The following is a 14940-nucleotide window of genomic DNA, read 5'->3' as shown; positions in this document are numbered from 1 at the left end:
GTTGCGTAAAGCATCTTTCATTCGGTGCGGCGCTGGCGAAAGAATTGCTGAAGCAGCGCGGCTGCGCGGTCGGCTTCTATCCCGGAGATAACTTCCACGCGATGGTTCAGGCGAGGGTCTTGCAGGATATTGTACAGCGTGGAGGCCGCCCCGGCCTTTTCGTCGAATGCGCCGAAGACGACCCGGTCCAGCCGGGCCCACACCATGGCGCCGGCGCACATGGGACAGGGTTCAAGCGTCACGTAGAGCGTGCAGCCGTTCAGGTATTTCGTGTTCAGCGTGGAGCAGGCAGCCGTGATGGCCAGCATTTCGGCGTGGGCCGTAGGGTCGTTGAGCTGCTCAACGCGGTTGTGGCCGCGCCCGACAATCCGACCGTCTTTCACGATGACGGCGCCGACGGGCACTTCGCCTTCGTCAAAGGCCTGCTCCGCTTCGCGGAGCGCAGCCGCCATCCAGCGCCGATGCGCCTCCAGCAGACGATGCAGGCTCATGGTTGCATTCTGTGGTCTTTTAAAAAGACAAATAAAAATTGTTTTGAATAAATGTGAAATAGATATTTTCGTTAAAATTCAGAAAATATGGGTGGCTATTCAGAAAGAAAGAGTAATGTGGCGCAAGTTTTTACAGAGAAGGCCCTTTCTATTCTACATGATTAACTGGCTTATTCTGTCAATATTATTTCTAATAAATGATTTTATATTCTATTCAAATTCGGAAGAAAGTTCTGCATTTCATCTAAAGATAATCTTCAATGCTTTGGGAAGGGCTGCTGTGATCAATCTCGCGGGCGTTGGATTCGCTCATTTTCTTCTGACTATAGCTTATGAATTGGAAAATAAAAGAATAAGTCAAATTGTGTCTCATATATATGCACTGGTTCTATCTGTGTTTGCCATGTTTTTGATATTTTTTGAACTGAAAATCTGGAATAGGACTATATGGGATGAAGTGGATTATTTTATCATTGTAATTTTATTTGTAGTCATTTTTATACTTGTTTACCTGACCAGTTTACTGCTTCCACGGTCTATGCTCAGCTCGAAGATCGGTTTTAAATTGATCAGCAAAGATGATGCAAACCAGGATTAAGCAGATCGTTGCTTATATTGTGGGATGGATTGTACTATCCTTACTGTATTATCTTGTGATTAAGATTGTTATGAAAATAAGCGATTATGATGAAAACATGGTTGCTATTTTGATGAGTGGAGTTGGAATAGCGGGTGAAATGTGTGCCTTAAAATTATGGATCGGTGTAAATAAACGGCTAAATGTTAACAAGGGTGAAAAAACTATTATAGTAGGACTTTTTGCCAGCTATGCTGCCATCTTGCTTGCCATGCCTGTTATTATAATTCAATTGTTTAGAGATCCTTTTATGGAGATAGCTTCCTTCATTTATTTAATACTTATCCTTGCCGTGCTGTTTTTTGGTGTATTCTGGACGATTTCGTTGAAGTACGCGTCTACCGCTGCTGAGGGGCCGTAGAGGCCTTCGCCTCCGGGGGCATGACTTGCCGGGCCAGCGGGAGGGTCATGCACCGGGGACCGCCGCGGCCGCGCGACAGTTCGTTTCCTTCCAGCTTGATGGCGAGTTTTTCGGCGCCCGGTGCGAAGGGGCTCTCGGCGTAATAGGACAGGAAGCTTTCGGCAGTAACGACACGGTAGCCGTGGCGCCGCATTTCTTCGAAGGTGTAATGATTGCGCTCGTATCCCACTACCACGCCGGGAGCCAGGGCAAAGAAGTTGGCCCCATCAGTCCACTGCTCGCGCTTCTGGTGAACCGGATTGTCGCCGCCGCAGGGAATGAACGTCAGGGGGCGGTCCAGCAGATTTTCCAGGGCTGTCTTCAGATCGGCTGGCATTTCGGTGACGAACTGCTCGGGCGTATCACCGGGCATCAGGTGCAACACATTACCTTCCTGATGGAGCAGCGGGGGGAAAACGACGCATTCATCGGCCGAGACGAACGTGAAGACGGTATCGAGGTGCATGGAAGCGCGCTGTTTGGGCAGATCCACCACGAGCACGTGTCGAACGGCCGTGCGGCTGAACAGCGACCGGGCTACGTGGGCCACCCCACCCAGTGAGGTCCGCTCCGAATGCCCCAGCAGCACCACCTCGGGAGAGGCTACCAGCAGATCGCCGCCTTCAAAGGTAACGCCTTCGGGCAGGTAAATGATGTGGTCACGCAGCGCCGCAAACCCCGGGTGATATTCCAGAATGATGCGCAGGATCAGGCTTTCGCGGGCGCGGGCAGCGGTAGCCGGATGGCTGACGATCAGATGATCGTTGACGACAGCGGCCAGATCGCGCGTAAAGAGTAAGTTAGGGAGCGGAGACGCATTGAGCGGCAGCGGGCTCTGTCCGGTCAGCGCAAAATGCAGGAGCTCGTCTGGCTCCAGGCGGGTCAGTTCCCGGGCAAAGGCCTGCAAGTTGGCTTCCGGCTGCAGGCGACAGAGTTGCTCGATAAACGCTTCGCGCGCTGCCTCTGAGGCGAAGGCCGTCCGCAGCAGATCGGTGATCTGGAGCACGGCGCCTTGCGAGCCAACGACTTTTTCGAACAGCGCACACATCTGTCGATGTTCGGCCTGGGCTTCTTCCAGAAATAGAATGTCATCGAAAAGCAACGTTAGCCGCTGTTCAGGGATCACCAGCTCGAGCTCGGCGCCGGGCGTATGGACGATCACCTGCTGCAGCGGATCGATTTCCGAGGTTATGGCAAAGCGAAACGAAACCGTCGGAAGCGAGGCCGTGGTGGACATTTCTTTTTTCAGTTGGTCAAAGAGACGACGTGCAAAGATACGTCGGAAGCGTTTTGAAGATCAGACCCGACGGCGAAGCATTTCCAAAAAGCGGAGCACGATGAGCACAACCATCAGGATGAGCAATACCTTCAGGGCAAACTTCAACAGCGCGGTGGCGACCTGAAGAATCACGCCCAGTAGTACGGCAGCCACCAGCAATACGATAACCACGATCAGTCCGCGCAATACCTGCTGCAGATCCATAGCACGTCCGGATTTTCAAAATGGCATAAACGCCACGATTTCGGTTTGTGAAAGCCCCTGCCCATTCGGGCCGAAGCCGCCCGTAACCAGTATTCGAAAGTCGCCGATCAAGGTTGCACTGGCATCGAAGCGCGGTTGCAACGGCAGCGCTCGAAAGCGAAAGAAACGGTTGGCCGCCTCTAAATACAAGAGTACGTAGGAATAAGGTTGGAGAAACTGATCCGCATAGCCGCCTATCAGAACCACGACGCCCGGTCGAAGCATAACGGCCGTAGCAAACTGGCGGGGTTCAGGAAGAGGAGGTGCGCCAAGCGTGTCAACCCAACCGGCAGGTTCTAGCACCAGCCGAAACGTCTGGGTTTCAAGATAACCCCCCGGCATGCTCAGCGATCCGGCTACCAGAAAGCGGGTGCCCGCTGCGTCGAGTGGGGCCATGATGTGGGCGGCCAGCGGAGTGAGGTAGAGTCCAAGACCGGGCGTCAGCAATACCAGGGAATCTTCTTTCAGTTCGAACGTGATCAGGTCGGCTGCGGCGCCCAGGTCAGGAGAGCCGCTGCGCAACCGGCGGTAGCCGCCCAGCACCTCCAGGAAGCGCCGGCCTTCGTACCGGCGCAGTGCCGTTGCGTGCCAGGCGCGGGCAGCGCTGGCGACGATAGGCAGCAGTTGGCGCGCGCTTTTCTCCAGATCCAGCAGCTCGGCATCGGAACGCAGCTCCTCGGCGAGGGCCGGGCGTCCCCGGACGCTACCGCCCAGCAAGAGGACGCGTCCGTCAGATAGGAGGGTGGCCGTATGACCGGCCCGCGGTGCACGCAGGCCCGGGTTCAGGCGCTCAAAGGTAGGGGCTTCAGGTGTCCAGACATACAGATCATGGCTGGCAGGGCCGGTCCACACTTCAGCGCCTCCGGCGAAGAGCACCCGCCCGTCGCTCAGGCGCAGCAACCGTCCCCCGCCACGTCCGGCAGGCAGCGGCGGCCCCGGCTGCACCGTTGCCTGTAGATGCAGGGCCCAGGCCGTATCGGTGGCCGCTACGCCTTTTTCATCTACTGCCGTAATTCGGAGGCGATTCAGGCCATGTTGCAGCGAAACCTCGCCAACCCACACGTCGCGCAGGCTGTCGTAGCGCATCGGCCGACCCTCGACTTCTACGTGCGCGATAGCGCGGAACGAGGTAGCCCGCACGGCGAGCTTCAGGCGCGCGTTGGTCTGGACTTCCGTAAGATCGGGCGTTACCACCTCAATCTCAGGCGCGCGCACCGGTACAAATGGCCGCTCACAGGCCACGAGCAGCATCAGCAGCGGGGCCAGGGCGACAGGCGACTTCATCAGAGAGGCGGATCGTTTTCGTACCCAACAGCCTCCAGGACCAGCCCATGGGCTGGGGCGGCAGGACCGGCCAGGCGACGGTCGCGGCGGGCCAGCAGTTCCGGGATAGATGTTTCGGCACGCTGGCACCGCCCGATTTCAATCAACGTGCCCACAATCGCGCGCACCATGCCATGCAGGAACCGGTCGGCTACAATTTCAAAATGCCAGTCGCCGGGGCGAGGATCCGGTACCCATCGGGCCAGGTACACCGTGCACATGCGGTTGCGCGTGGCGCTCTGGGTACGGCAGAACGTAGAAAAGTCATGGGTACCTATCAGGTCCTGTGCTGCCCGGTTCATGCGCTCAAAGTCGGGGGCCGGACGCAGATACCAGCGCAGGTGTCGCTCCAGCGCGCAGGGAACGGTAGCAACGTAGTAGTGATACCGACGCCAGCGAGCATCGTAACGGGCGTGGAAGTTGTCGGGAGCCCGCGTGACCGCTCGGATCGCAATGCTGGGTGGCAGCAGACCATTTAAGGAACCCTGCAGCCGCTCTGGGTCCACAGGCTGCTGCGTGCGGAAATGAGCCACCTGGCCACGGGCATGGACACCGGCGTCTGTGCGGCCGGATCCGGTAACGCGCACGCGCTCGCGCAGCACGATGGCCAGCGCTTCTTCCAGCGCAGCCTGGATGCTGGGACCGTTGCGCTGGATCTGCCAGCCCCTGAAGTCGGTTCCGTCGTATTCGATCAACAACCGATACGTAGGCATTGACTCCCGATGCAGTTTCTGGCGGCCTTTCCTACGCGCATCTATCTGACCGGTTTTATGGGCTGTGGCAAAAGCACCATCGGGCCCCTGTTGGCGCGACGTCTGGGCTACACATTTCTAGACCTGGATGCACTGATTGTGCAGCAGGCAGGATGTTCGATTCCAGAGATTTTTGCTGCGGGCGGAGAAGCTGCCTTTCGGACGCTGGAACGCAAAGCTTTGCGCCAGACAGCAATGATGGACGCCTACGTCATCGCTACGGGTGGAGGAACGCTGGTTTCGGACGACAACCTGGCGTGGGCCCTTCGCAACGGACGGGTGGTGTACCTGCAGGTATCGGTCGATGAACTGGTCCGACGGCTGGCGCCTCGGGCGGCCGGGCGCCCCCTCCTGCAGGACCGGTATGGACGTCCGTTAAGGGGAGCGGCCCTGCGCAGACGCATCGCCACGCTGTTGGCTCGCCGCGTGCCCTGGTATCAGCGGGCGCACCATGTTGTCGCTGCCGACGGGCTGTCGATCGCGGAGACGGTCGAGGCCGTATTGCATGCGCTTCGCACCTATCGCGATAGCCGAAATGAACGTCGGTGATAAGGGGAGGGGCCATAGCGCGCCAGCGCCTCGTAATGGGCTCGCGTTGGATAGCCCACGTTCCGATCCCAGCCGTAGACCGGAAATTCCTGGTGTAGCCGTTGCATCAAGGCATCGCGGGTGGTTTTGGCAAGAATGGAAGCGGCCGCAATAAGGGCGCTTTGCTGGTCGCCTTTCACAACAGGCTCTGCAGGGCAGGGGGGATCAGGAAAGCAACGGTTGCCATCGATAAGCAGATAGTCTGGCTTTTGAGACAGGTTGGCTACGGCGCGGCGCATAGCCTCCAGCGCCGCGTTGAGAATGTTCAGGCGGTCGATTTCTGCCGGCGTGCACAGCCCGATCCCGATGGCCAGCGCCTGGGCACGGATGGCGGTAGCCAGTTGGGCGCGCACTGCAGGGCGGAGTTGCTTGCTGTCGCGCAGACCATCAAGCTGAAAGTGGGGCGGAAGAATAACGGCAGCTGCCACAACGGGACCGGCCAGGCAGCCGCGTCCGACTTCATCCACACCGGCTACATATCGATACCCCCGGTTCCAGCAGTCAAACTCCGGAGCGTTCCCGGGCATAAAGGTTTCAGGTTTCGTCGTACTGATCGGGCAGGTCATTTTCGTAGAGGACCACGTCGCCTGGCTGAAGATACGTTTTAAGAAAATCCTGCGCCTCAAAGAGGCTTTTGAACACGCGAATCCGGTCTTCCGGGAAGCCAGCTTCGCGCAGTCCTTCTTGAATGGGCTGCGTGCGGCGTGGACCAATCAGCACGGCCAGATCCACATGCTGGGCCATGAAGCGGCCGAGTGCCCGGTTTTCTTCGGCTTCGCGCGCGCCGAGTTCAATCATGCCCGGGGTAACCACAATGCGACGGCCGGTTCGGAATTGACCCAGGATCTCCAGCGCGTTGCGGGCACCGACAGGGTTGGCATTAAAGGCATCATCGATCACCGTAATAGGGCCTTCCCGGCGCAGTTGAAGGCGGTGCGCGACAGGGCGAATCCGGGAGACAGCATGGGCCATCTGGCGCAGCCGAAGGCCAAAGATGCGTCCGACGGCCAGCGCCAGCAGGATATTCAGCACATTGTGGCGACCCAGCAGTTGGGTTTGAAACGTCTGCTCGGTTCCGTCCTTTGCGCGCACGACGAAGCGGGTGCCCTCGGGCCCATAGGTAATGTCACAGGCCCTCAGGTCGGCTTCCGGGTGTCCTTCGACCGACACGCGCCAGACCGGTCCCCGGGCCCGCTCGGCCATAGCCGCTACGTGCGGATTATCTATGTTCAGCACGACGGGGCCGCCCGGCCGGGTGCAGGCCACCAGTTCACTCTTTTCCCGGGCGATGGCCTCCAGCGACCCCATGGTTTCCAGATGCATGGGGCCTACGGTCGTCACCACGCCAATGTCCGGTCGGGCGATGGCGCACAGCTCCTGGATATCACCGGGATGCCGAATCCCCATTTCCAGTACGAGCACCTGATGTTCGGGGCGGAGCTGCTCATTGATCACCTTACAGATACCCATGGGGGTGTTGTAAGAGCCTGGCGTGGCCAGCACCTGGTAACGCAGGCGAAGGATTTCGGCCAGGATAAATTTCGTGCTGGTTTTGCCGTAGGAGCCCGTGATCCCGATGATGGTCAGGTCGGGATGGGCCGCAAGCTTGCGACGGGCTTTGCGTTTGAATCCCTCCTGGATCGCGCGTTCGACCGGCCAGAGCAGCCATCCGGCCACCAATACCCAGAGCGGTGCGCCCAGGTCTGCCGCAAGCCAGCCGCCCAGGTAATACAGCCAGCCGACCGCGCCCGCGTCGTAGCCCAGCAGCCCCCCGACGAAGGGGCCGGTTAGCGTGAGCAGGGCCGCTACGCTCAGCAGGCGACGCATGCGCGGCGTAAAGGCCAGCGGCTTTTTCGGACGGTCGCGGCGGTAGCGGCGCGACGACGCAAAGGCGACGCACCAGCCCAGCAGCACCAGAACCGGTGTCCAGAAGGGACCCAGCAGCGAAAACGCCAGCGCACCTGCTCCCAGCAGCAGGGCACCGGCCGCATGCGAACGCCGCAGCAGCACATCAGGGTGTCGCTGCAGCCAGCGCACGAAGCGGATCGGCTTGTAGCCTTCAAGCTGGAACAGGTGCAAAAAGAACAGGAGTCGGCGCATGGCGCGCCAACCCGCGAACAGCGTAGCCAGCAGGGCAACCAGCCAGAGCATAAGCCGCATGCAACTCGAATGACCGGTGCTCAAGATACGGACGCACGACCCGCAATGAAACGCCAGGCCCACTCAACGCGATGTTTTCATACCTGCTATCCGGTGCCTCAGTTTTGGGCAGGCCGACGCAGCAGGGGGGCCGGAATAAATCCATCGCTCTGTTGAAAGGCCACGCCTGCAAACCCTCACGCTCCAACCAACTACGCATCCTATATATTTATTCAAGTATATGAAGGTAAAAAAGTTACATTTTATGTCGACCCTCCTACTTGACAAATCCTGGGTGTGTGTAATTTAATAGCAGCTTCTCAAAGCCGAGGTACGGTTCCCTTTGAAGCATTTCGGCCATGTCGGCGGCCTGGAAAATCGGTCTGGGCCTGTTGCTTGTCGCCTTGAGCTGGGGCCTCTACGGCTGGCAAACGCAGCAACGCCTGCCGCAGGTGCCCTTCCCGTCCGAGGCGTTCGTGCCGGTCTGGTCGCCTCGGGGAGCCTCGAGCGCAACGGCCGTTGCTCGGGGCGAGGTGCTGCTGTTTTTCAGCCCGGACGAATGCGGGCAGACGGTGGCGCGCACGGCGGCGTTCTGGATGGAGGGATCGGAGGGCGCGTGTGGTGTGGAGGCGAATCGGTTTGGTGTTGGCAGATTATCAGGGAGATAGCCTTTGGTGGCATTTAGCGGTTGGAAACTAGGAGGTAGCTATGAAGCGCCGAAAGAATACGCTCTTTATCTCGGCAATGTTAATCGCTGGGTTTCTGGGTAATGCTGGATGCAGCGAAACCGTCTCGCCTGTGGAAGAGGATTGGGAAAATCCGTATATAGAAAACGCCATTCATCAGCAGATAGAATTGATGAAATTTACAATTAATTTTTTCATAGTAAAACAGTGAGTAAGATGCAAGAAAATTTCTTCCAGGAAGAACTTACAACGCTTCTTAGAGAAGCCATGAATGCTATAAAAAATATGGATTGTATAGCGCTAACTATGCCTTGATAAATAACCTATCATTTCTATTCTCCTTGTCAAATTATAAAGCAGAGAACATGTTAGCAGATAACAACGAGGTCAGGGGTAAGTTAGAAAGTGTGATATGTGGAATAGGCTTTGCACAATATGGTGCCTGGATAGGGTATGCCCTAGCACTTGGGGGAATTTCAGCCGGAACAACTGCTCTCGTAGGATTTGCAATAGGAGTGGTTGGAGCGGTAGTATGTGCCTAGATATAATCTTTATAAACAAAGCACAAGAATAAAAATGAATACGAGAGAACATTTACTTCATGTAACCATATTTGTTCTGGTCGCAAGTGCATTTATGGCCTATGTTGTATGGAATACGATTCCCGAAGTGATAATCCTTGCCCTATCTCCACTAATAGGATGGTTGGTGTATTTATTGGGTCGTAAAATGCGGGGAGATATTCCTTTTCGCTCGCTATCTCTGCCTATCTTTTTTGTGGCGGAGACGCTCGCACTAGCGATGTTCGTCTTTGCATTGTATGTGCTTGCGGCACATGATTTCCCGATGTGGTCCTATATTGTGTTGCTGGTGCTGTTCATAGATCTCAGCTACATCCTCTTTAAGGAGTACAGGGCAGGACTTCCGCCAGCAAAGCGTTCCGATGTCGCTGCTCCTGGATGAGCCAGGTTTAGTAAAAGCCCATTCGATCGATCATCATTACGCCGCAGTGATGGGCTTAGGGACTGATAACAAGGGGCTCCGGTGGCTGTGGGTGGTGGTCACCGGGGCCCTTTTGTGCGGGTGTGGTGCGGAAAAGCCTGCCGAGCTCCGGGCCGAGCTGGTTTTGGTCGATACGATTCGGCTTGCGGAGCCGGACACGCTGTTTCTGGGGGAGTTTCTATGGATTGAGGTAGCTCTGCAGCCATTTCGATTGTATGTGCCGGATTTTCGGCTGGGACGCGTGGTGGTCTACGATAGCAGTGGGCGTCCCGTTCAGGTAATTGGACATCGCGGCGAGGGACCAGGGGCGCTATATCCTCCATATCGGGTGCTCTTACATGAGAAGTTTATCTATGTGCTCCAGCAATATGGCATAATCAGTCGTTTTGATCGTGCTGGACGCTTCATGGATCGGCTTCGTTTTCCGGAGGGGTATGATCCTGCTACGCTGGGGTTTAGGTTGTTAGATGCGGGGCATCTGGTGGTCCCGTCGTTTAGTTACGCCGAGCCGTGCAGTTCGGTGTGGGAGCCGGTGTGTGCCGAGACGCGGGTGTTTTCGGTGGTTGATACCGGGCTGGGACGCGTTACGGGTCGGTTTGGGGTGTATCCTCAAATGTACTGGGAGGGGAATTATGCTGCGCGTGCTGCTGAGATAGACGTGCAGGTTGACGGGGGACTTGCGGTAGCGGTGTATGGCTTGTCTTCGGAGGTGCAGTTTTATGCGGTATCGGACACAGGTGGGGTGTTGTTGCGTCGTGTGGTGTTGCGTCATCCTGCCTGGCGGGATCCGCCGCAAGAGTTGCCGGCACGTCTGGCGGTAGAAAACCGTGCGCGGTATAACGAACTCATGCGGCGGGCTTCATGGATGAGCCGGGCGTATTTTGTAGCCGATACGTTGGTGCTGGCGTATTTTTACAACAAGAAGGTGGATTTTTATGAGCGTCCGGGCTGGGAGGATGCGGCGATTGCGCCTTATGGGGTGCTTGTTTCGACGTCGGGCAGGTGGCAGCAGGCGTTGGAGCTTCCGGGCCCGGTGCTGGGGCGGGACGCGGCCTATCATCTTTACATTCGGTTGTCGGACGAGCCGGATCGTCGGTTGATCGGGCGCTACCGGGTAGTGCTCCGGCAATAATGGGCAGCGGAGAAAGGGGGCTTTCAGGCGAGCACTTCTTCGGCCAGGGCCAGGGCGCCCAGAACGCCAGCGCGGTCGCCAGGAGCAGGCGGCCCATTTCAGGGTGCTGGTGGCCGTGGTGGCGCTGGCCGTTCACGATAGCCCCGCCGCCGATGCCGGTGCCGATGGTCAGATAGACGAAGGTGTACAGTCCGCGGCCGGCGTCCCAGCGATACTCGCCCAGAGCGGCGGGCACGTCGGGGTCTTTGAAAGCAGCAGGTATCTCAGTCTTTCGGCAGGTGTTCCAGAAAATACCGGGTGGCGGCGATGAACGTATCGGGATCGTCCAGATAGCCGTAGTGGCCGGCATTGCGCAGGACGACGAGACCGGCATCGGGGAGGCTATGGACAAGCCGATCCATCTGTTCGCGCCCGACGGTTCGGTCACGTTCGCCCCAGAAGACCAGGACAGGGATTGAGATGCGGTCGAGCCGATCTTCGAGGTAGGTGTTGACGACCCGCACAAAGGTTTCCCGCATGACGCCTTCGAGCCGGCGGTAGTCCGACGATCCCAGCGCCTTCCAGACGACCGTATGCCGGAGCCAGTCGAGCGCAGGCTCCCGAAGTGGTTGTGGCAGCGCCAGAAAAGGCGCCTTGAGCAGGCGGGCCACCGTTGTGCGCACGTAATAGTGCCAGGGGCGACGGGGGCGCATGCCGGACGGACTGATCAGCACAAGGGCCCGCAGCAGCTCCTTCCCTTCTGGTTCGGAGGCCAGATAGAGGCCGATGCGGCCGCCGTTGGAGTGACCAATGAGCGCAACGGGGCGGCCAATGCGGGTGCGGATCAGGTGGGCAACCAGAGCAGCATGTTCGGGAATGCCCCATGGTTCAGGTGGGGGCGGCGTAAGCCCATGCCCCGGAAGGTCTACGTTGAACACCCGATAGCGATCGGCCAGCGCTTCTGCAATAGGCGCCATGAGCTGCGCGCTACTCCCCCATCCGTGCAGCAACAGCACGGGCGGTGCATTTTCTGGGCCCTGCACGTCCAGGTGCAGCCGCTTCGTCCAGGCTGGCAGAATGTGCTGGGAGGCAGCAGACACTTCAACCGTTTGCATGGAGCAGCGTCATGGATTGGGTCGGGAAACCAACCAGCACGGCTGTCGTTCCAACATGCAGCAGGGACCGGTTCGGTTGGTTCAGGTTTCCCTCTCTATCCGTCGGCCAACGAGTTTCCGTGGTTGGTGGGGACGGATCCGAGATCTGTGGCAGGCCCCGAGCGGGGGCAGAGAGTTGATACGTATGTCTTCCGCGCATTGCATTCGGTAAAACATGCATGTACTTTCTGTTGGATAGATAGCATCCAATCGAGAGCTTCCAGGTGTATGAATTGAAGCAGTAAACGTGGCATCTATGAACGGACAAACGTTTCGAGGCATTTTAGAACTGATCGGGGACAAAAAGTTTGGCTTTGTGCGCGAGTTTCGTCCCGATCTGCCTAAGGGCAAGAATGATCCCTTCGTTGCCCCACCGGTTATTCGGCACTACAAGCTGCGGGACGGGGTACTGATTGAAGGCACGCTGCGCCCGGGCCGCAAAGGCGATATGCAGGTGGATGAAATCCACTCAATTATGGGGGTTTCGCCTGAAGCATGGGCGAAGACTGAAGATTTTGAGTCCGGGCAGATCGTCTATCCCGACGAAAAGTTCAACCTAGTGACGGGGCCCACAGACTACGCGATGCGCGTGGTCGATCTGGCGGCACCGATTGGCAAGGGACAGCGTGCTCTGATTGTGGCCCCACCGCGCACCGGTAAGACAGTGCTGCTTAAGCAAATTGCCGCCGGTATTGCCCAGAACCATCCAGAAGTCAAGCTGGTCGCCCTGCTGGTGGACGAGCGTCCTGAAGAGGTGACCGACTTTCGGCGTTCGACGCCCGCTGTCGTTTTTGCGTCATCCAACGATCGAGAGGAAGACAACCACATCCGCGTTTCCACGCTGGCGCTGGAGTTTGCCAAACGGCTTGTTGAGTTGAAGCATGACGTCGTGTTGTTGCTCGACTCGCTTACGCGGCTGGGGCGCACGTTCAACCTGTACGTTGAAAGCAGCGGCCGTACGCTCTCAGGTGGTCTGGATGCGCGGGCATTGCAAATCCCGCGACGCATTTTCGGAGCGGCCCGGAATATTGAAGGCGGGGGGTCCTTGACCATCATTGCGACGGCGCTCATTGAAACGGGCAGCCGAATGGACGAAGTGATCTACGAGGAGTTCAAAGGCACTGGTAACGCAGAAATCGTGTTGGACCGCGAGATGGCCGACAAGCGCATCTATCCGGCCATCAACCTGCGCAAAAGCGGTACGCGGAATGAAGAGCGACTCCTCGGGGATCGGGTCGAACAGCATCATCGCCTGTTCCGGGCATTGAACTCGCGGCCCCCAATTGAGGCCATGCAAGCCCTGCTGCGTCATATGCAGCAAACAGAATCCAACGAAGAACTGCTTAACAGCCTGGTGCCTGTGGAGTAATCTGATCACCTTGAAGGAAAGCCGCGGCAGAGGCTTTCCCGCTGAACTCCTCCGGCTCCGGCGTCAGCGGTTGCTACGGGGATTACCTCCGCGGTCGCTCGGAAGCAACTCTCTGTAGAAGCAGTGCTGACCTCAGGCATTTGCGTGGATTTTATCGCTTTTCTCGGTATGTTCGGCGGCGTGAGGCAGCAGTTTGTGATCTTCTGCGGACAGCTATCCGGCAAGGAGACGCACATGTGCTGGATGGGCGCTCGTCAGGCCGGGTCGGGCTGGGCCGTTTCTTCGAGATTTCGCAAGCCACGCCTTCGCGCCTTCGAGGTAGCTGCTTCCTTGCTTTTGGGGCATGCGAAGCTGGTTTGTCCCCGCAGCACGCATATCCAGACAGTCCCCGCATCAGCTACCAACCTTTTTTTCTTTTCGCTCCCTAGAGGAAAGGAAGGCGGGAAGGTAAAGCGCTGGACTACCCTCTTAGGAGTGCGGCAGCCTGAAAGGGACATTCATTTGCACAAAAGGTAACAGGTGGTCGGTGCGGGTGTCTGTTGGGAGAAAAACACAGAAAGATCCATGTCTCGCGAGGCGCATTCGGAAGAGCCCTTCGTGCGCTACCAGGTGCCCATCAACCAGTGGGATGAAGCGGATCGCCCCCGCGAAAAACTTATGCGTCGCGGACCTTCGGCACTTTCTGATGCTGAACTGATAGCGCTGATTTTTGGCAGTGGCACGCGCACGAAGCATGGACCTATCTCAGCAGTGCAGCTTGGACAGGCTTTGCTCCGCGCCTATGGCTCGCTCTATGCACTGGCGCAGCGCGATCTGAGAGAACTGACCCGCGTGGCCGGGGTCGGACCAGCCAAGGCGGTCCAGCTCGTGGCGGCTTTTGAGATCGGCCGCCGCGTTGAAGCGCAGCGCCCAGGCCAGCGCATCCAGGTGCGCACGCCGGACGACGTTGTTGCCTGCTACGGACCTCTTCTTCGCGATCTCAAGCGCGAAGTTTTCAAGGTTGTTCTGCTTAATGCGGCCAACTATATCATTGCCGACTACACGATCAGCGAAGGCGGGCTGGCGGCAAGCATTGTGGAACCCCGGGCAGTCTTTCAGCGGGCCATTCTGGACAACGCAGCCGGGATCATTTGCCTGCACAACCACCCCTCCGGGAATCCAGAGCCCAGCCCTGAGGACATTCGGATTACACGCCAGCTTGCCGAAGCGGGACGTCTGCTGGGGATTCCTGTGCACGATCACATCATTATTGCGGGCACCACGTACACATCCCTGGCAGAGCGAGGCGTGCTGTAACAAGCAGGCGGGCTTCATCGGGCGTGCGCACCAGACGGGCCCCCCAGGGGCAGTACCGACCCAGCGTATCGACAAAATAGTCCACGTTGGCTTCGACGTACTCGGGAGTAGCATCGCAGACTTCGATGCTGACCTCGGTCAGCTCCCATTGGTCTGGCACAAAATGCCAGGACCAGGGCGCATTGTGGCCGCCGTCGCCGCGAGCGATGAGTCCATTAGGGAACAGGTGTCGGTCGTGGAAAGGACGGTTCAGCTCGGCTTCTGCCTGGGCGATCACTTCGGGCACGGACGTCTGCGCCCGGAATAGTGCCCCTGTCGCCGTATGCACGAACAGGAACGTTCGGGGACGGGGTGGGGATTCGGAGGCGCAGGCCGTCAATCCCAGCAAGAAGACAACGAGAAGCAGAAATCCTATTTTTGTGGGGTTTGAAAGGAATTCAACAGGAATACGTTGCGTCCGGCGCATGGGC

17 protein-coding genes and 1 pseudogene are annotated in these 14940 nt (G+C 58.0%); 8 read left to right on the top strand and 10 right to left on the bottom strand.

Annotation, left to right across the window (positions count from 1 at the left end; genetic code table 11):
* Nucleotides 1–17: 17 nt before the first annotated feature.
* Nucleotides 18–491 carry a tRNA adenosine(34) deaminase TadA gene (gene tadA / locus BUA15_RS08845; protein WP_072715617.1) on the bottom strand — a complete coding sequence of 158 codons (474 nt, stop codon included), beginning with the start codon at nucleotides 489–491 and terminating at the stop codon, nucleotides 18–20.
* A gap of 653 nt (nucleotides 492–1144) precedes the next feature.
* Between tadA and BUA15_RS08835 the strand changes: the two genes are divergently transcribed.
* A complete protein-coding gene (locus BUA15_RS08835; protein WP_178139400.1) occupies nucleotides 1145–1489 on the top strand; it encodes a hypothetical protein in 345 nt (114 codons plus the stop codon).
* Here the strand turns inward: BUA15_RS08835 and BUA15_RS08830 are convergent.
* Genes BUA15_RS08830 through truA form a run of 4 tightly spaced genes read right to left on the bottom strand, consistent with a single transcriptional unit; the run spans nucleotide 1467 to nucleotide 5086 of the window.
* A complete protein-coding gene (locus BUA15_RS08830) occupies nucleotides 1467–2765 on the bottom strand; it encodes an arginine deiminase (protein ID WP_072715614.1) in 1299 nt (432 codons plus the stop codon). The genes BUA15_RS08835 and BUA15_RS08830 overlap by 23 nt on opposite strands.
* A 60-nt stretch (nucleotides 2766–2825) precedes the next feature.
* A complete protein-coding gene (locus BUA15_RS08825; RefSeq protein ID WP_072715613.1) occupies nucleotides 2826–3011 on the bottom strand; it encodes a hypothetical protein in 186 nt (61 codons plus the stop codon).
* 15 nt (nucleotides 3012–3026) lie between these two features.
* Nucleotides 3027–4334: a Kelch repeat-containing protein gene (locus tag BUA15_RS08820; RefSeq protein WP_072715612.1), complete on the bottom strand. Its 1308-nt coding sequence runs from the start codon at nucleotides 4332–4334 to the stop codon at nucleotides 3027–3029.
* On the bottom strand, nucleotides 4334–5086 hold the full coding sequence (gene truA / locus BUA15_RS08815) for a tRNA pseudouridine(38-40) synthase TruA (protein WP_072715611.1): 753 nt from the start codon (nucleotides 5084–5086) through the stop codon (nucleotides 4334–4336). The genes BUA15_RS08820 and truA overlap by 1 nt, the downstream gene beginning before the upstream one ends.
* Before the next feature lie 9 nt (nucleotides 5087–5095).
* Between truA and BUA15_RS08810 the strand changes: the two genes are divergently transcribed.
* Nucleotides 5096–5674 carry a shikimate kinase gene (locus BUA15_RS08810; RefSeq protein ID WP_072715610.1) on the top strand — a complete coding sequence of 193 codons (579 nt, stop codon included), beginning with the start codon at nucleotides 5096–5098 and terminating at the stop codon, nucleotides 5672–5674.
* On the opposite strand, the gene BUA15_RS08805 is transcribed toward BUA15_RS08810, so the two are convergent.
* Entirely contained in the window at nucleotides 5644–6240 is a 597-nt protein-coding gene (locus BUA15_RS08805; protein ID WP_072715609.1) for a ribonuclease HII, read from the bottom strand. The genes BUA15_RS08810 and BUA15_RS08805 overlap by 31 nt on opposite strands.
* Before the next feature lie 7 nt (nucleotides 6241–6247).
* Entirely contained in the window at nucleotides 6248–7864 is a 1617-nt protein-coding gene (locus tag BUA15_RS08800; RefSeq protein WP_072715721.1) for a UDP-N-acetylmuramoyl-tripeptide--D-alanyl-D-alanine ligase, read from the bottom strand.
* Nucleotides 7865–8211: 347 nt separating this feature from the next.
* Between BUA15_RS08800 and BUA15_RS08795 the strand changes: the two genes are divergently transcribed.
* The 4 genes from BUA15_RS08795 (at nucleotide 8212) to BUA15_RS08780 (ending at nucleotide 10672) form a co-directional block, all read left to right on the top strand.
* Entirely contained in the window at nucleotides 8212–8520 is a 309-nt protein-coding gene (locus tag BUA15_RS08795; RefSeq protein WP_072715608.1) for a hypothetical protein, read from the top strand.
* Between the two features lie 40 nt (nucleotides 8521–8560).
* The gene (locus BUA15_RS08790) at nucleotides 8561–8749 is read left to right on the top strand and encodes a hypothetical protein (RefSeq protein WP_072715607.1); all 189 of its coding nucleotides are present in this window, start codon (nucleotides 8561–8563) and stop codon (nucleotides 8747–8749) included.
* Nucleotides 8750–9174: 425 nt separating this feature from the next.
* Nucleotides 9175–9501 (top strand): hypothetical protein, encoded by a 327-nt coding sequence (locus BUA15_RS08785; protein ID WP_143149592.1) that lies wholly within the window; start codon nucleotides 9175–9177, stop codon nucleotides 9499–9501.
* Nucleotides 9482–10672: an NHL repeat-containing protein gene (locus tag BUA15_RS08780; RefSeq protein ID WP_245771989.1), complete on the top strand. Its 1191-nt coding sequence runs from the start codon at nucleotides 9482–9484 to the stop codon at nucleotides 10670–10672. Before BUA15_RS08785 ends, BUA15_RS08780 begins: the two co-directional genes overlap by 20 nt.
* Nucleotides 10673–10808: 136 nt before the next feature.
* On the opposite strand, the pseudogene BUA15_RS14050 reads toward BUA15_RS08780, so the two are convergent.
* Nucleotides 10809–11021 (bottom strand): annotated as a pseudogene (locus BUA15_RS14050) (ROK family protein); the annotation flags it as partial.
* Nucleotides 10936–11766: an alpha/beta fold hydrolase gene (locus tag BUA15_RS08770; protein WP_072715605.1), complete on the bottom strand. Its 831-nt coding sequence runs from the start codon at nucleotides 11764–11766 to the stop codon at nucleotides 10936–10938. The gene BUA15_RS08770 and the pseudogene BUA15_RS14050, both read right to left, overlap by 86 nt.
* Nucleotides 11767–12061: 295 nt before the next feature.
* Here BUA15_RS08770 and rho point away from each other — a divergent pair, with 295 nt between their 5' ends.
* Complete coding sequence (gene rho, locus BUA15_RS08765; protein ID WP_072715604.1) at nucleotides 12062–13174, top strand: transcription termination factor Rho; 1113 nt, start codon at nucleotides 12062–12064, stop codon at nucleotides 13172–13174.
* Nucleotides 13175–13738: 564 nt separating this feature from the next.
* Nucleotides 13739–14470: a RadC family protein gene (gene radC / locus BUA15_RS08755; protein ID WP_072715602.1), complete on the top strand. Its 732-nt coding sequence runs from the start codon at nucleotides 13739–13741 to the stop codon at nucleotides 14468–14470.
* Here radC and BUA15_RS08750 read toward each other — a convergent pair.
* A complete protein-coding gene (locus BUA15_RS08750) occupies nucleotides 14421–14936 on the bottom strand; it encodes a BP74-related protein (protein WP_072715601.1) in 516 nt (171 codons plus the stop codon). The genes radC and BUA15_RS08750 overlap by 50 nt on opposite strands.
* Between the last annotated feature and the right edge of the window lie 4 nt (nucleotides 14937–14940).

Origin of the sequence: Rhodothermus profundi, assembly GCF_900142415.1 — a bacterium.
Classification (GTDB): Bacteria; Bacteroidota; Rhodothermia; order Rhodothermales; family Rhodothermaceae; genus Rhodothermus; species Rhodothermus profundi.
The sequence above is the reverse complement of the archived record's forward strand: the minus strand, read 5'-3'. Positions and strand labels throughout refer to the sequence as shown.

What these genes read in the sequence shown, in the direction of transcription:
- BUA15_RS08770 (WP_072715605.1), bottom strand. Translation starts at nt 11,766, where the DNA reads ATGCAAACGGTTGAAGTGTCTGCTGCCTCCCAGCACATTCTGCCAGCC.
- rho (WP_072715604.1), top strand. Translation starts at nt 12,062, where the DNA reads ATGAACGGACAAACGTTTCGAGGCATTTTAGAACTGATCGGGGACAAA.
- truA (WP_072715611.1), bottom strand. Translation starts at nt 5,086, where the DNA reads ATGCCTACGTATCGGTTGTTGATCGAATACGACGGAACCGACTTCAGG.
- BUA15_RS08820 (WP_072715612.1), bottom strand. Translation starts at nt 4,334, where the DNA reads ATGAAGTCGCCTGTCGCCCTGGCCCCGCTGCTGATGCTGCTCGTGGCC.
- tadA (WP_072715617.1), bottom strand. Translation starts at nt 491, where the DNA reads ATGAGCCTGCATCGTCTGCTGGAGGCGCATCGGCGCTGGATGGCGGCT.
- BUA15_RS08785 (WP_143149592.1), top strand. Translation starts at nt 9,175, where the DNA reads ATGGCCTATGTTGTATGGAATACGATTCCCGAAGTGATAATCCTTGCC.
- radC (WP_072715602.1), top strand. Translation starts at nt 13,739, where the DNA reads ATGTCTCGCGAGGCGCATTCGGAAGAGCCCTTCGTGCGCTACCAGGTG.
- BUA15_RS08810 (WP_072715610.1), top strand. Translation starts at nt 5,096, where the DNA reads ATGCAGTTTCTGGCGGCCTTTCCTACGCGCATCTATCTGACCGGTTTT.
- BUA15_RS08830 (WP_072715614.1), bottom strand. Translation starts at nt 2,765, where the DNA reads ATGTCCACCACGGCCTCGCTTCCGACGGTTTCGTTTCGCTTTGCCATA.
- BUA15_RS08790 (WP_072715607.1), top strand. Translation starts at nt 8,561, where the DNA reads ATGAAGCGCCGAAAGAATACGCTCTTTATCTCGGCAATGTTAATCGCT.
- BUA15_RS08800 (WP_072715721.1), bottom strand. Translation starts at nt 7,864, where the DNA reads ATGCTCTGGCTGGTTGCCCTGCTGGCTACGCTGTTCGCGGGTTGGCGC.
- BUA15_RS08825 (WP_072715613.1), bottom strand. Translation starts at nt 3,011, where the DNA reads ATGGATCTGCAGCAGGTATTGCGCGGACTGATCGTGGTTATCGTATTG.
- BUA15_RS08780 (WP_245771989.1), top strand. Translation starts at nt 9,482, where the DNA reads ATGTCGCTGCTCCTGGATGAGCCAGGTTTAGTAAAAGCCCATTCGATC.
- BUA15_RS08805 (WP_072715609.1), bottom strand. Translation starts at nt 6,240, where the DNA reads ATGCCCGGGAACGCTCCGGAGTTTGACTGCTGGAACCGGGGGTATCGA.
- BUA15_RS08795 (WP_072715608.1), top strand. Translation starts at nt 8,212, where the DNA reads ATGTCGGCGGCCTGGAAAATCGGTCTGGGCCTGTTGCTTGTCGCCTTG.
- BUA15_RS08750 (WP_072715601.1), bottom strand. Translation starts at nt 14,936, where the DNA reads ATGCGCCGGACGCAACGTATTCCTGTTGAATTCCTTTCAAACCCCACA.